The organism is Pseudohongiella sp. (assembly GCF_040877505.1).
GTDB lineage: Bacteria > Pseudomonadota > Gammaproteobacteria > Pseudomonadales > Pseudohongiellaceae > Pseudohongiella.
Map to the genome: position 1 here is coordinate 38,418 of NZ_JBBDNQ010000008.1, position 14,271 is coordinate 52,688.

General features: G+C 56.7%; 13 protein-coding genes. 7 read left to right on the forward strand and 6 right to left on the reverse strand.

All coding sequences use genetic code 11. The annotated features are described in order from the left end of the window. Window positions 1–86 precede the first annotated feature (86 nt). The gene (locus tag WD071_RS02735; protein WP_368046780.1) at window positions 87–1,049 is read left to right on the forward strand and encodes a metallophosphoesterase; all 963 of its coding nucleotides are present in this window, start codon (window positions 87–89) and stop codon (window positions 1,047–1,049) included. Here WD071_RS02735 and WD071_RS02740 read toward each other — a convergent pair. Then, on the reverse strand, window positions 1,036–2,250 hold the full coding sequence (locus WD071_RS02740) for a hypothetical protein (protein ID WP_368046781.1): 1,215 nt from the start codon (window positions 2,248–2,250) through the stop codon (window positions 1,036–1,038). The two genes, WD071_RS02735 and WD071_RS02740, sit on opposite strands and share 14 nt — an antisense overlap. A 113-nt stretch (window positions 2,251–2,363) precedes the next feature. Beyond that, window positions 2,364–3,224 (reverse strand): phytanoyl-CoA dioxygenase family protein, encoded by an 861-nt coding sequence (locus WD071_RS02745; protein ID WP_368046782.1) that lies wholly within the window; start codon window positions 3,222–3,224, stop codon window positions 2,364–2,366. Between the two features lie 121 nt (window positions 3,225–3,345). On the opposite strand from WD071_RS02745, the gene selD reads away from it, so the two are divergent. From selD to WD071_RS02770, 5 genes are all read left to right on the forward strand, one after another. After that, window positions 3,346–4,434, forward strand: a complete 1,089-nt coding sequence (selD, locus tag WD071_RS02750) for a selenide, water dikinase SelD (protein ID WP_368046783.1) — start codon at window positions 3,346–3,348, stop codon at window positions 4,432–4,434. Window position 4,435: 1 nt separating this feature from the next. Then, window positions 4,436–5,530, forward strand: coding sequence for a tRNA 2-selenouridine(34) synthase MnmH (mnmH, locus tag WD071_RS02755; RefSeq protein WP_368046785.1), 1,095 nt, complete (start codon window positions 4,436–4,438; stop codon window positions 5,528–5,530). A 17-nt stretch (window positions 5,531–5,547) separates the two neighbouring features. Next, window positions 5,548–6,753, forward strand: coding sequence for a chromate efflux transporter (gene chrA, locus WD071_RS02760; protein ID WP_368046786.1), 1,206 nt, complete (start codon window positions 5,548–5,550; stop codon window positions 6,751–6,753). A gap of 122 nt (window positions 6,754–6,875) precedes the next feature. After that, window positions 6,876–7,691 (forward strand): uridine kinase, encoded by an 816-nt coding sequence (locus WD071_RS02765; RefSeq protein WP_368046787.1) that lies wholly within the window; start codon window positions 6,876–6,878, stop codon window positions 7,689–7,691. Between the two features lie 2 nt (window positions 7,692–7,693). After that, window positions 7,694–8,551, forward strand: a complete 858-nt coding sequence (locus WD071_RS02770) for a uridine kinase (RefSeq protein ID WP_368046788.1) — start codon at window positions 7,694–7,696, stop codon at window positions 8,549–8,551. 22 nt (window positions 8,552–8,573) lie between these two features. Here the strand turns inward: WD071_RS02770 and WD071_RS02775 are convergent, their stop codons facing one another. Both WD071_RS02775 and WD071_RS02780 read right to left on the reverse strand, forming a co-directional pair. Then, a complete protein-coding gene (locus WD071_RS02775; RefSeq protein WP_368046789.1) occupies window positions 8,574–10,112 on the reverse strand; it encodes a multicopper oxidase family protein in 1,539 nt (512 codons plus the stop codon). A gap of 79 nt (window positions 10,113–10,191) precedes the next feature. Then, window positions 10,192–11,109, reverse strand: coding sequence for an SMP-30/gluconolactonase/LRE family protein (locus tag WD071_RS02780; protein WP_368046790.1), 918 nt, complete (start codon window positions 11,107–11,109; stop codon window positions 10,192–10,194). Window positions 11,110–11,223: 114 nt separating this feature from the next. Between WD071_RS02780 and WD071_RS02785 the strand changes: the two genes are divergently transcribed. Beyond that, entirely contained in the window at window positions 11,224–11,814 is a 591-nt protein-coding gene (locus WD071_RS02785; RefSeq protein WP_368046791.1) for a LysE family translocator, read from the forward strand. 160 nt (window positions 11,815–11,974) lie between these two features. Here WD071_RS02785 and WD071_RS02790 read toward each other — a convergent pair whose 3' ends face one another. Both WD071_RS02790 and WD071_RS02795 read right to left on the reverse strand, forming a co-directional pair. Continuing rightward, a complete protein-coding gene (locus WD071_RS02790) occupies window positions 11,975–13,138 on the reverse strand; it encodes a peptidyl-alpha-hydroxyglycine alpha-amidating lyase family protein (protein ID WP_368046792.1) in 1,164 nt (387 codons plus the stop codon). Window positions 13,139–13,248: 110 nt separating this feature from the next. Then, entirely contained in the window at window positions 13,249–14,124 is an 876-nt protein-coding gene (locus WD071_RS02795) for a dienelactone hydrolase family protein (protein WP_368046793.1), read from the reverse strand. Window positions 14,125–14,271: the final 147 nt, after the last annotated feature.

Here is a 14,271-nt window from a genome sequence, read left to right on the forward strand (position 1 = left end):
TCAGTTGCAGGCGGAGAACAATCAGCTTACCTCAACGCGCAGGGCGTATCAGGCCGGGAAAGCAGTCTGGCCGCAGGAGAGCAGCAATGGATCGGCGCAACTTTATTGGCACAGCATTGAAAACGGCCATCGCGGGTGTGGTGCCGGTCAGCGTGGTAAAACTGGCATTCGCGCAGGCGCAGAATGATTTCAGTTTTGCCTGCATTTCTGATTCACATCTGCAGCAAATACGCGGCAGTCAGTTTGTCCGGCGTCAGGATCAGGCGTTGCTGCGGGCAGTCAACGAAGTCAATCTGATGGCGCCGCGCCCCGACTTTGTTGTGTTCGGTGGCGATCTGGCGCAGCTGGGCAGCAAAGCAGAGCTGGATCATGGTGCCGATATTCTGTCCCGCCTGCACTGTCCTGTACACATGGTCATGGGCGAACACGACTACTATCTTGATCTGGGTGCGCACTGGCGCGAATTGTTCGGTCGGCAGAACTACAGTTTTGATCACAAGGGCGTACATTTCATTGTGCTGAACAGTGTCCTCACCTGCGAAGACTGGACGCTGCACCGCTGGGAATCTGCTGAACGCCGCATGGCGGAGATGACGGGCCTGGACAGTCCGCGCATGTCACCGTTCATGGTCGGAGACATGCAGCGGCAATGGCTGCAGGCAGACCTGGACCGAATTGAACGCAGTACGCCGATTGTGGTTTTATCTCATTCACCTCTGCAGAAAATACGTAAGTCGTGGAACTTCTGGACGGATGACGCTGACATGCTGCACGCCATGCTGGCGCCGTTTGAGCAGGTCAACGTGATATACGGCCATGTGCATCAACTGCAACAAAGTCGCCTTGGCAATATTCACTTCAACTCGGTGGTGGCGACCGCCTGGCCCTGGCCAAACCCGCAGACGGCTAACCAGGCCGGCAGTCACATACCGATGCTGACGGTGCCGCTTGCCTCACCGCCAGGCACCAGTGATGGTGCAAGCTGGCAACTGGTCAATCTGTACAGCGGGCGCGTCGAGGTTGCTGGCGCCGATGTCAGGGAATCCTGACCAGACCGATCTGGTTGCTGCTGCTCTGGTGGATCAACAGGTTGTTGTCCTCGGTCACCCACACGTGTCTGATAATGCCCACGCCTGATGGAATCGCCCAACTCTGGAAGCGTTCGGAAGCCGGATCAAAGCGCACCATCGCATCCGGCCGCATGCCGGACTCGTTGTACCAGATCACATCGTCAATGACGGCCATGGAGTAGGGATGTGAGTCGGCGCCGCTGGGCGAATCCCATTGCGTTATGTCGCCAGTGGTGGGGTCCAGCCTGCCGATTTTGCCCAGCGTGGAATTGACGAACCACACGTTGCCCTGGCTGTCCAGATCCAGGCGGCGGATGCGAGTGCGCTCATCCGGTACCTCGTAATATTGCACCTCCATCGAGTCCGGATCCATGCGGCCGAGCTTGTTGGTGCCGTTGTAGGCGATCCACACATCGCCAGCCTGATCCACCTTGATGCCGTAGGGTCTGGGTTCGGTTGCGATTTCCCGCATCTCGCCCGTGTCCGGGTTCAGCCGCCCAAGCATGCCCGCACCCTGCGAGGTAAAGAACAGATTGCCATTGGGGTGAAACACCGCCGAATGCGGGTCGCGTGCCTGAGTCGGATACTCAGTGACCATGCCGGTTTCCGGGTCCAGCATGCCGATGGTGCTGTTGCTGTTACCGGTGTACCAGATATTGCCATCGTCATCAGGCACGATGGTGTGTGGGCGCGCGCCCGGCGGTAATTTGAATTCATCCATCTGTCCGGTTTCAGGGTCCAGACGACCGGCAAGGCTGGCCCACATGCCCGTCCACCAGATGGAGCCATCCGGGGCTTCGGCAGGGTCACGTGAACGCTGCCCCAGGGTGGGCACCTGCCACTCTGTAATATCGATATTGAAGTCACCGCTAATCAGATTCGGGCGGCGGCTGGTGTCTTCGGGGAAGTGCGTGGCCAGGTAGTTGGCAATGGTTTCTGCCTGCGCGTCGGGCAACCTGACCATGGTGGAAAATACCCGGTGCCAGTCAGCGGCAGAGGCATAACCAGCGGAGCGCTGAATCAGATTGAGACCGTGGCAGGACGTGCAGGCAATTTCAACCAGATCCTTGCCCGGCCCATCGGGCAGGGCGTTGTTGCCGTCGCCGACCTGGGCAAATGCCGACGTGGCCGCCAGCAAACCAGCGCTGAAAACCGAGAGCGAAAGCCAATGCTTGATCATAATCGAGTCTCCCTGGGCAAGCTGTTGATGCAGACAAGTTGCAACGCGTGCAGAGCAGAATCCTTCATTCCCGCAAAGGCGTCAAGATGTCTGATCAGCCTGAAGACGTTGGTTCAGCTCGGTGCCTGATGCGGCCTTTTGTAGAAGTAGCCGTTCTCGTGGACCTTTTTCAGGCGCCAGAACAGATGCCGGTACTCGGCCTTGCGGAAATAATGTGTCACCAGGGAACGGCGGGTTTTAGCCGCATCCTTTATGGGTGTTCCGCCATGCAGGAGCTGAGCGTGCCAGATAAACAGATCGCCCGCTTCGGCGGTAAACACTCTGGGATCAATACGTCTGCTTTCGAGCTCTCTGGCCATATACTCGTAAAATCCGGGCAGCTCCGATGCGATGGCGTTGGTTTTACCATGGGAGAACAGATAAGGGGGTATTTTGTGACTTCGCGGGTAGTAGCGAATAGGGCCTGCCTCAATCGAAACCGGCTCCAGCGCTATCCATGTGGCCAGCATGCAATTTTGTTTTCTGGGTGGCATGTAAAACGTATCAACATGATCATCCTGCTGTGACCCAAGTTCAAAGTTGAGCGTATTGATGACCAGAGGCGTGCCTTGCAGTAACTGCCCAATAATGCGGGTAAGCTCCTGATCCAGAACTACCTGCCGGATTTCTTCGTAGTTCAGGTACAGGTCATTGATTTTGTGGGGAGATGTCCGGGATTTATCAGGTGCGTCATGGAACCGGATTCTGTGATGCTGAGCGGTATTCAGGCCTACGTCGATGACCAGATTACTGTTTGTGTCCCGGCGCTCATCCCACAACCGGTCGACCAGGTCATTGATGCGTCTGATACGTAGTGGATCAAAGAATCCCCGCAGCAACAAATAACCATCTTCGTCCCAACGCTGCGCCAAAGAGCGCTCATCGTGGGGTTCATCACTGTTATGCGTAAATGCTGCCATATCTCTGTCGTCCATAACTGCGTTCCTCCATTGCGGTCAAGAGTACTCGTGCTGTCCCTCCGTTACTATCGTGATGAGAGTAATTGCCGGTCTGGCGCGATATAATCCGGACAAATTCGACTTCTCGGAAATCACCATGTCATCTTCTGATCCGGCGGCCAAGGCCCGTTCAATTCGTCTCACCGCCTTCAGTCACGGCGCTGGCTGCGGTTGCAAGATCGCCCCGGCGGTGCTTGACCGTATACTGGCCTCGCAACGACAGTTTGCCACTGACCCCGACTTGCTGGTGGGCAACAGTTCCAAAGATGACGCTGCTGCCTATGACATCGGCAACGGCCAGGTTATCCTCAGTACGACGGATTTTTTTATGCCCATTGCCGACGATCCGTTTGACTTCGGGCGCATAGCGGCCACCAATGCCATCAGTGATATATACGCCATGGGCGGCCGCCCGTTGATGGCCATTGCCATTCTGGGCTGGCCGGTGGACAAGCTGTCGCCGGAGATCGCCGGTCAGGTGGTAGATGGGGGGCGTCAGGCCTGCGCGGATGCGGGCATGGTGCTGGCAGGTGGTCACAGCATTGATTGCCCGGAGCCGGTGTTTGGCCTCGCCGTGACCGGGCTGGTGGCACGCGAGCACCTGAAACAGAACAACACCGCGACGGCCGGTTGTCTGCTGTATCTGACCAAGCCGCTGGGAGTGGGTGTGCTGACCACCGCGCAAAAGCAGAACAAACTGAAGCCCGAGCACGAATTTCTGGCGCGCGACGTCATGTGTCAGCTCAACACGCCCGGGCTGGCGCTGGCGCAGATTGCCGGCGTCAAAGCGATGACTGATGTCACCGGGTTTGGCCTGATGGGGCATCTGCTGGAAATGTGCGAGGGAAGTGATTTATATGCCGATCTCGACACCGACCGGGTACCTGTGCTGCCAGCGGTGCGCGACTACATTGCACAAGGTTGTGTGCCAGGCGGCACATTGCGTAACTTCGACAGCTATGGCCATAAACTGGCCCCGATGGATGATGCTCAGCGTCATCTGTTATGTGATCCGCAAACCAGTGGCGGTCTGCTGATTGCGGTCGAGCCCGACAGCCGAGACGAAGTCGAGGCGGTGCTGCGCCAGCAGGGCGTGGCTGACGCCTTGTGCTCACCGATCGGGGAATTGAAAGCGGTATCGGACACATTGGTCAATAATTCAGATTTTCGTGTGTGGCTGGTCTGATATGCGGGTCGATACACAAGACTACCTGTCGCTGTTTCTCAACGATACACCGCTGATCGATACGCGAGCGCCCGTGGAGTTTGCGCGCGGTGCATTTCCTGACGCCGTCAATCTGCCTTTGATGACCGACGACGAACGCGCTGCGGTGGGCACCTGTTACAAAGAGCACGGACAACAGGCCGCTATGGCGCTGGGGCATCAGCTGGTCAATGGCGAGACCAAAACGCAGAGAATCAATGCCTGGCTGGAGCACGCGCGTCAGCACCCCACTGGCTATCTGTATTGTTTTCGCGGTGGCCTGCGTTCGCAGATCTGCCAGCAATGGCTGCACGACGCCGGCCTCGACTACCCGCGGGTCGAAGGCGGTTACAAAGCCATGCGGCAGTTTCTGCTGAGTTGTTTAGAGCAGATCTGCCTTGATCAGAAAATCCTGATACTGGCGGGACACACCGGGTCGGCAAAAACCGACCTGTTACTGGAGGTACCTGACGCGGTTGATCTGGAAGGCATCGCCAATCACCGGGGCAGTGCCTTTGGCAGACGCGCGGACGGGCAGCCGTCACAGATTGATTTTGAGAACCGGCTGATCATTGCCATGCTCAAACATCAGTATCGACATCCGGGCAAACCCATGGTGCTGGAAGATGAAAGCCGCCTGATCGGTCGTTGTGCGCTGCCGCATGTGCTGCGTGAAACCATGGCAAAAGCGCCGCTGATCCAGCTGCAAAGTGATCTGGAGGCGCGTACCGAACACTCCTACATCAACTACATCCTGCGCAAGTCTGCCGAGTGGCAGCAGCACGCAGGTGACGAACAGGGTTTTGAACTGTTCATCGAGGATCTGCGTGACTCCCTGTTCCGCGTGCGCAAACGTCTGGGCGGCGAACAATACACCTTCATCAGTGAGCAGATGGAGCACGCGATTCAGGCGCATCGGGCGGGCGACAACACTGAACACCGGGTCTGGATTCGCAGCCTGCTGCGCGACTACTACGATCCGATGTACGACTATCAGGGTCGCAAACATCACGAGCGTGTGGTGTTCAAAGGCAATGCAACCGCAGTGAAGGAGTTTCTGGCCGCACTGCAGAATTGATTGGCACGGGAGTTTTCATGTCAGACCAACGCGACAACAAAGCCAGCGCACTGGAAACTTTTTTTGTATTTCTGCGTCTGGGCCTGACCTCCTTCGGCGGACCGATTGCCCACATCGGCTATTTCCGTGACGAATTTGTCAGTCGTCGACACTGGCTCAGCGAACAGAGTTATGCCGACCTGGTCGCGCTGTGCCAGTTTCTGCCTGGTCCGGCCAGCAGTCAGGTGGGTCTGGCTGTGGGGCTGTCGCGGGCCGGCTATACCGGCGCATTGGCGGCCTGGCTGGGTTTTACGCTGCCCTCAGCGTTGGCTTTGATTCTACTGGCGGTGGGTATCACCGGTTTTGCCGATGGCACTGTGTCGTCGGGGCTGTTGAGCGGGCTGAAAGTGGTCGCGGTCGCGGTGGTTGCGCAGGCCGTATGGGGCATGGCGCGTAACCTGTGTCCGGACACCCCGCGCATCACCTTGATGGTCATCGCAACCTGTCTGGTACTGATGTTGCCAACCGTTTACGCGCAGCTGGGTGTGATCGTGGCAGCGGGGCTGGCAGGCCTGGTCATGTTCAAACCACCCGCAACCGATGCTATTGACGACTGGCAGGTGCCGGTCAGCCGTGGCACTGGCGCATTCTTTCTGTGCCTGTTTTTTGTTTTGTTGTTTGCGCTGCCGCTGCTATTGCAACTGTTCCCCTCACAAACGCTGGCGCTGATCGATTCTTTCTATCGGGCCGGGTCGCTGGTGTTTGGTGGTGGCCATGTGGTGTTACCCCTGTTGCAGGCGGAAGTGGTGCCCACCGGTTGGGTGCAGGAAGACATGTTCCTGGCTGGTTACGGCGCGGCGCAGGCGGTGCCGGGTCCCCTGTTTACCTTTGCGGCGTTCCTCGGTGCGTCGATGACGCAGGCGCCCACGGCGTGGCTGGGAGGCATCATCTGTTTGCTTGCCATTTTCACGCCATCCTTTTTGTTGATTGCCGGTGCGTTGCCGTTCTGGCAACAGTTGCGCGCCAATGCCCGCATGCAGTCCGCATTGATGGGCATCAATGCCGGTGTGGTGGGTCTGTTGCTGGCCGCACTGTATGATCCGGTATGGACCAGCGCGATACTGGGGCCGCAGGAATTTGCCTTGGCCTTGCTGGCGCTGGTAGCGTTGATGTTCTGGAAACTGCCACCCTGGCTGGTGGTTCTGCTTAGTGGCGCAGCAGGCTGGGCACTGGCGATACTGTAAAAACGGTATGAATTAGGCCCATTAAGAAATAGCCCCATAAGGAAATAGCCCCATTAAGAAGTAGCTCCATTAAAAAATAGCCCCATTTATGAAAGTAGCCCTATTATGAAAGTAGCAAAAGCATGAATGACAAAATACTAAGCGATCTGGGCGAAGCCTTGGTCTCGGGCAGTCTGACCGACAGCGAACTGCGTGCCCGAACCGGCACCATGCCGGGGCGGCAGATATTGCCCGAAGCCAATGTGATCAAAATCGGTGGTCAGAGTTTTATCGATCGCGGCCGCTCTGCGGTATACCCCCTGCTGGACGAGATCAAACAGAATCTGCCACAGCATAAAATGATCATCGGCACCGGTGCGGGTACACGTGCCCGTCACGCCTACAGTGTTGGCGTTGAACTGGGCATGCCCACGGGTGTTCTGAGTGTTCTGGGCACCTTTGTCAGCATGCAGAACGCGCGCATGTTGCACTACCTGCTGGCCGACCAGGGCATTCCCTTCATTGAACCCATACAGTTTGCGCAGTTGCCGTTGTATCTGGCGGAAAGGCAGGCCGTGATTTTTTTCGGTATGCCACCCTATACGTTCTGGCAGCCCAATCCAAAAATCGGGCGCCTGCCGCCCAACCGCACGGATACCGGCAGCTGGTTGATCAGTGAAACCTTTGGCGCCCGCTCGATGATTTACATAAAAGACGAAGACGGCCTGTATACCGCTGATCCGAAAAAAGACAAACATGCAAAATTCATCAACAACATCACGGTGGCGGAACTCAAGGCGATGGATCTGCCCGACCTGGTGGTGGAGCACAGCGTGCTGGACATGATGGAAAACGCCGAACACCGGCGCAGCATCCAGATCATCAATGGCCTGGTACCAGGCAACCTCACCCGGGCCCTGAATGGCGAACCGGTTGGCACCATCATCAGCGCGGATTGACTATGAAAGATTCAGACAAGCAGAACGATTCAGAAAAAAAGACAGATTCAAATAAACATCAGCACCACATGCACTCACTGCTGGCGCGCGAAAGCCTGCTCGACAAAAACGTCATGGCCAGCACCGAAACACCCGTGGTGCGCATGTTGCCCAATGCCCATGTGGTCAAGATCGGTGGGCGTTCAATTATCGAGGCTGGCAAGGATATTGTTTTGCCGGTGATTGACAGACTGGGTAAGGAGCTGCAGAAACACAAACTTATTCTGGGTGTGGGTTGTGGTGCCCGTTCCAGGCATGTGTTTTCCGTGGGTCTCGATCTGGGTTTGCCTACCGGCGTGCTGGCTGAACTGTCGACCGCGGACGCGCTGGGCAATGCGCATATTCTGGGGACATTGCTCGCCTCTCATGGTGTGGTAGCGATACCGCCAGCCATGTTCGGTCATTTGCTGCCGTTGTTTATCAATTCGGTGCCGGGTGTCATATTTAACGGTGTGCCGCCATTCTCGCTGTGGGAGCATCCGCCTGCGATTGGCCGTATTCCGGCTCACCGTACCGACACTGGGTGCGTGATGCTGGCCGAATGTTTTGGTTGCCAGTCCGCGATCCTGGTCAAGGATGTCAAAGGTCTTTATACCGATGACCCGAAACTGAACCCCGATGCTGAGTTTATTGCACGTATCAGCGTGGCTGAACTGCGTGCACTGAACCTAAAAACCCTGCCCTTTGATGAGGTGTTGCTGGACGTGCTGGAAACCGCACGCCTGGTGAAGCAGTTTCAGCTGGTGGATGGGCGGGACCCGGACAACATCTCGCGGGCTTTGCGCGGGGAACACGCAGGCACTATCGTCTACGTTGATTAACCGGGTGTTGAGAAATTGCCTGCTAGACAATAATGAACTGACCCATCATGCCGTGATCCTCATGTTCCAGAATATGGCAGTGAAACATGTAGGTTGTTATCGGATCGCCAGGGCCGGTAAATTTGGCGATAACCTTGACCGATCCTTGTGCGGGAACGTTGACGGTATCCTTGAGGCCACGCTCCGATGGCAATGGCGGTTCACCGTTGCGTTCCAGAATCTGGAAATGCACCTTGTGGATATGAAACGGGTGAATCATCGGGGTTTCATTGGCGATTTCCCAGATCTCGGTGGTGCCGGCAATGATGGTGGCCTCAATGTAATTCATGTCCATCTTGCGGCCATTGATTTTGTGTACACCGCCACCCCAGCCACCAAATTCCTTGCGACTGCGCGGGCCCCCGCCCAGGCCACCGCCATTGCCCTGGCCTTCGCCCATCTGTAACAACATGCGTCGCGTCCGGGTGGCCGCTTCCCGCGGAATCCAGTCGATATGGGCAAGCTGCTGCGGTAACGTTGGCGGCGACCCGGTCGTTGACTCTCCGGACGGCTGCAGCGTCAGGATATCAAACGCCTGCCGATCCATCTGCATCAGCAGTTCAGTGAACAAGCCATAGTGCGGCACATTGGAGGGCGGTACCGGCACATTGATCAGTTTGAATGCCTCGGTGCCACGTGTATCCACAATAATCTCGGCGCGTTCACCGGGTGTCAGCACCAGTTGTGTCAGCTCTACCGGTGCCTCCATCAGGCCGTTGTCGGTGGCGATCTGCCAGAAGCGTTGGCCATTACTCAGCGCAAGGGTAAAGTTGCGGGCATTTGCCGCGTTCAGCAAGCGCAGACGAATACGTCCGGTGCTGGCGCGGAAGATTGGATTAAGTGTGCCGTTGACCACAATCGTGTCACCTCGCACACCCACCATGTGGTCTTCCATCCGTTCCGGGTACACCATATTCCCGTCAGCATCGAAGATGCGATCCTGAATAATCACCGGAATATCGTCGACACCGTAGTCTGAAGGCAAATCCAGCTGATCGCTGCTGTCATCATCAATAATCAGCATGCCGGCAAGGCCCTTGTAGACCTGCGGGCCGCTTAAATGCATGGTGTGTGAGTGATACCAGCAGCTGGCGGCAGGCTGCCTGACCTGAAATGCCGGCGACCAGGTATCACCGGGCAGAACCTGCTGATTGGGGCCACCGTCCGCACGCGCCGGCACATCCATGCCGTGCCAGTGCAGCACACTTTGCTCGTCCAGCTGATTGTGCACATGCAGTCGCACAGGGTCGCCGTCGCGCATACGCAACGTGGGGCCCAGATAGCTGCCATTGATACCCCAGGTGGGTGTGTCGACATCCCGATAGAAGCGAGTTGTGCCCGCTTGCAGAGTCAGGAAGAACTCACGTACGCCGTTGTGCCAGTCGCCTGTTAACACAGGCGGAATCCGCAATGGTTGGCCAGAATCGGACGCAGCCGCAGCCAGCGCACCCAACGAATTGGGTGCGGAGACAATCATGCTGCCCAGCAGCAGGGATTTAAGCGCATCACGACGGGAGGTCACTGCATTGGCCTCAATACTGCAAACGGCGCCAAGATTAACACAGACCCTGCAGTCTCAGACAGAGGATTAGCCGAACGAATCAATCAAGCGGCAAAAACCCAAGCGCATTATTGTTATTCATCGGAATCACAATCTGATTCTGCACCGAGTCATAACAGATCGACGCCGCACTCGGAATCCCCACGGCAATCACCTCAGCGTCACCGCCCGGTACAATTTTCGAGATACTGCCATAACGCACACTGCTGACATACTGGGTGCCATCTTCGGTGACAATGATGCCATCATTACCACTCTCCGCCGCATATTCAGTATTGATCAGTTCGCCATCCGTGTTGAACGTCATTACCTCATTATTTCCAATGTTAACAACAACTACATTACCGTCGTTATCGACCGCGACCCCATTGGGCAAAGCCAATGCTGAGCCTTCGATGAAAACTGATGCCTCACCTTCAGGCGTTATGCGATAAACCCGCTGCGGTTCACGGGTGTTGGAGGCATAGATGTTGCCATCTTCAGCCACTGCGATACCATTGAGGCCATTGGCGCCGGCTGCAGTTACCGAGTGCGCCTCCAGTGGGTGGCCACTGGTGAGATTAAACGTTCTTATATGATCGGTGTCGGCAACATACAGGATGCCGTTGCGGATGGCGCTGCCCAGCGGCTGGTTCAGGGTCAGCTCGTCGCGGCTGAAGCCGATCCATTTAGACGTATGCACGGAACCATCGGGGTTGATCAGCGACACATAACCGTCATTTTCCTGCATGTTTTGTGGTACACCAGCGTTCATGGCCAGGATCAGGTTGCGCTCCGGGTCGAAGGTGCAGCTTTCAGCAAAGCGGAAACTGCCATAAACCTTGACGTTGGAAGACATCGGGGTAGGTTCGCCGGCCTCATTGACGGACCCCAGCGGCTCGCCAGTGGTAAAGGTCTGCGCGGTGCTCCAGGCGCTGACGGTTAGCGCGATGGCGCCGGTAAGGGTTAATAACTTCATGGGTGTTTCTCCTTAAACAGGGGCAGAGAGTATACTACCCGGGGCGAATGACTAAGTGACAGCCGGTACAACAGTTTACTAGAACACAGGTATTTCCCTATCACTGCACAATTCATGATATCGGTTTTTCTGTTCGCCCTGTCGGCGGCGATCACCCCGGGCCCCAACAACGTCATGCTGATGAGCTCGGGCGTCAATTTTGGTATCCGGCGCAGTGTACCCCTGCTGATGGGTGTCTGTATCGGCTTTCCCGCGATGTTTCTGGGCATTGGCCTGGGCCTGGGCGCGGTGTTCCAGCGCTATCCCGCAGTGCACACCGTCATTTCCGTCGTCGGTATCCTCTATCTTTTATATCTCGCCTGGCGCATTGCCCGCAGCGGCCGACCGGAACAGGTCAAGGACATCAGGCCGCTGACCTTTCTGCAGGCGGCGGCGTTCCAGTGGGTCAATCCAAAAGCCTGGGTGATGGCGACCGGCGCGATTGCTGCGTTCACGGTTGCGGAAGGTAGCATGAGCCGACAAATCATCAACATGACACTGATCTTCATCACGGCATCGGTGCCCAGTGCATTAACGTGGTTGTTGTTTGGTGTGGGTCTGCAGAAACTGCTGGCAGATCCGCTGTGGCTGCGGCGCTTCAATTATCTGATGGCGGGTTTGCTGGTGTTGTCGATGGTGCCGGTTATCCTTGATCTGCTGAACTGACAGGCTGATGAAAAACTATCTACGTTGCCATTGCTTCGTTAAAAACAGGCTCAAAATGCTCATTTACTACGTGTAAACTCCGCTTTTTCGCCTGTTTTTGCCTCGCACTGGCTGCCTCGAAAACGTTTTTCAACAGCCTGTTACATTTTAGTTTAGGTTATCAATGCGAGGGGAAGTTGTCGGGCAGCAGCCGGGGAATGAACTTGGTCATGCCCTGCACCGGGCCGACTTCACCCGCGTAGATATTGCCGGCGCTGTCCACGGTCACACCTTCACCCATGGCACCGATACCACCCATGCCGGTGGGGCGTTCGGAGTTGTGCTCGGGAATGTAGTACCAGACCTCACCCGTACGCGCACTGCCTATGCGCATGCCTTTACGCCAGCCCGGGTTGTAGTTGCTGTCTGACTCCGAATCGATGGCATAAAGCACATCATTGTCATCGATAAACAGGCCACTGATGCGGCTGAACTGATACCAGGTGTCCAGTTGTTCCCCTTCCTGATCGAATATCTGGATACGACGGTTGCCGCGGTCGGCGGCAAAAATGCGCCCCTGCGAGTCCATCGCCAGGGCGTGCGGTGAGCGCATCTCGCCCTCGCCGTAGCCCCAGCTACCCCAGCTCTTCACAAATGTGCCATCTGGCGCGAACTTGGAAATACGGCTCATTGAGGTAGGGCCATCTTCATCGCGGAACTGGGCGCTGTGCGTTTCCGATACAAAAATATGACCGTCCGGCGCCACCAGCACATCGTTGGGCTCGGTGAAATGCGTGGGTGGGTTACCCGCCTCACCTGGCGTGCCCAGCACCATCAGGACTTCTCCCTGAGGGCTGAACTTGACCACCTGGTGGCCACCATAGGCGTCAGGGTTCTGTTCCAGTTCCTGCGCATTGGCAGAACGGGCATCAGCAACCCAGATGTTGCCTTCGTGATCCACTTCCATGCCGTGAGGCCACAGGATCTGGCCGGCACCAAAGCTCTGCACGACGTTGCCTTCCGGGTCCAGTTTCACAATCGGATCGACATCAGATAATGCGCAGGAGTTGGCGCCGCATCGGTCGCCGGCCCACACATGAACGCCATCGACGTCGACATGCACTGCGCTGACCGAGCCCCAGCTGCGACCGTCGGGCAATGTGCCCCAGTCGCGGATGGTTTCATAAGGGTTGGGCAGGTTGTTGATGGGTTCGATGTCGGCGTGCTCGGCCGGGCCGGTTGCGCCCGGCTGCGCCAGTGCTGACCCGGCTAGCAGCGTCAGCGCGCCCGACAACGCTGCTGTCAGCAGTAATCGCTTGTGGGTGAAAGATTGGTGTTTGTTCATGTGCTACCTCTGTTTTAATTAACGTCTATGTTGTAACTCTGACTGTTCTCGGCGGGCACTGCCACGGGTACTCAGGCCACGGTGCTCAAACCACGGTTCTCAAACCACAGTTACAGCGCAGTTTCAAAAATCGCCAGCATACGCCCCCACGCACGCTCGGCCTGCTCCTGGTGGTAAACCGTTGAGTCGATGACACACCAGCCGTGCATGGCATCTTCGTAAACTTCGATTTCAGCCGGCACATCGGCGGCGTCAAACGCTGCGCGCAGAACGTTTTTGGTTTCCGGGTCGCGTTCGTCGTCATTTTCGGCCACAGCAATCAACATGTGGGCCTCCATATCCGGAATGCCCAGGTGCGGACTGTCAGGGCTGTCAGTGGCCAGGCCACCGCCATGGAAGGAACCGCCTGCGCCAATGCGTTCGGGCAAAGCAGCAGCTGTTCTCATGACAATAGGGCCGCCCATGCAATAACCCATGGTGCCTATTTTGCGACTGGTATCCACAGCAGCCTGCTGATCAACCCAGGCAACAAAGGCGCGGGCATCGGTGACATGGGTTTCAGCGTTCAGGGCACCGGCCATGGGCATGACGATACTGCGGATTTCCGGGTCGCCAAAGCTGGCGCCTTCGGGGACTACCGGCGACGGCGCGCTGCGATAAAATGGATGTACCACCAGCACGGAGTATCCGGATTGAGCAAGACGTTTGCCCATTTCCCGGAAGGCAGGGCGCAGGCCCAGGATGTCCGGCCACATGATCACGGCAGGGTGGCGACCGCTGGCCGGATGCACGAAATAGCAGTCAGCCACACCGTCGGGAGTTTCGATCATGACATCGGATTCGACCACGTCCTGGGCATTGGCAACTGTCGGCAACATCATGGCAAATGTGGCGCCGGCAGTCAGTTTGTTGAACTGGCGACGACTGATTTGACCGGATTTGCGCAAAAACGCGTTATTCTCTTCAAGCGTATCGTGGTCACACATTGTTATTCTCCTGGATTCTGACAGCTCGGGCTGTCCATGCTAATGGATAATGTGGATCTAATAAAGGTATCTTGACGCCATAACTGCTTGACGCTCATAGTGTTGAGTCTACGTAGTATCAAAAGAGCTTCAAAAGAGCTTCAAAGG

Excerpts from the sequence above, each read along its gene's own strand:
- WD071_RS02735 (WP_368046780.1), top strand. The coding sequence starts at position 87 with ATGGATCGGCGCAACTTTATTGGCACAGCATTGAAAACGGCCATCGCG.
- WD071_RS02740 (WP_368046781.1), bottom strand. The coding sequence starts at position 2,250 with ATGATCAAGCATTGGCTTTCGCTCTCGGTTTTCAGCGCTGGTTTGCTG.
- WD071_RS02745 (WP_368046782.1), bottom strand. The coding sequence starts at position 3,224 with ATGGACGACAGAGATATGGCAGCATTTACGCATAACAGTGATGAACCC.
- selD (WP_368046783.1), top strand. The coding sequence starts at position 3,346 with ATGTCATCTTCTGATCCGGCGGCCAAGGCCCGTTCAATTCGTCTCACC.
- mnmH (WP_368046785.1), top strand. The coding sequence starts at position 4,436 with ATGCGGGTCGATACACAAGACTACCTGTCGCTGTTTCTCAACGATACA.
- chrA (WP_368046786.1), top strand. The coding sequence starts at position 5,548 with ATGTCAGACCAACGCGACAACAAAGCCAGCGCACTGGAAACTTTTTTT.
- WD071_RS02765 (WP_368046787.1), top strand. The coding sequence starts at position 6,876 with ATGAATGACAAAATACTAAGCGATCTGGGCGAAGCCTTGGTCTCGGGC.
- WD071_RS02770 (WP_368046788.1), top strand. The coding sequence starts at position 7,694 with ATGAAAGATTCAGACAAGCAGAACGATTCAGAAAAAAAGACAGATTCA.
- WD071_RS02780 (WP_368046790.1), bottom strand. The coding sequence starts at position 11,109 with ATGAAGTTATTAACCCTTACCGGCGCCATCGCGCTAACCGTCAGCGCC.
- WD071_RS02785 (WP_368046791.1), top strand. The coding sequence starts at position 11,224 with ATGATATCGGTTTTTCTGTTCGCCCTGTCGGCGGCGATCACCCCGGGC.
- WD071_RS02790 (WP_368046792.1), bottom strand. The coding sequence starts at position 13,138 with ATGAACAAACACCAATCTTTCACCCACAAGCGATTACTGCTGACAGCA.
- WD071_RS02795 (WP_368046793.1), bottom strand. The coding sequence starts at position 14,124 with ATGTGTGACCACGATACGCTTGAAGAGAATAACGCGTTTTTGCGCAAA.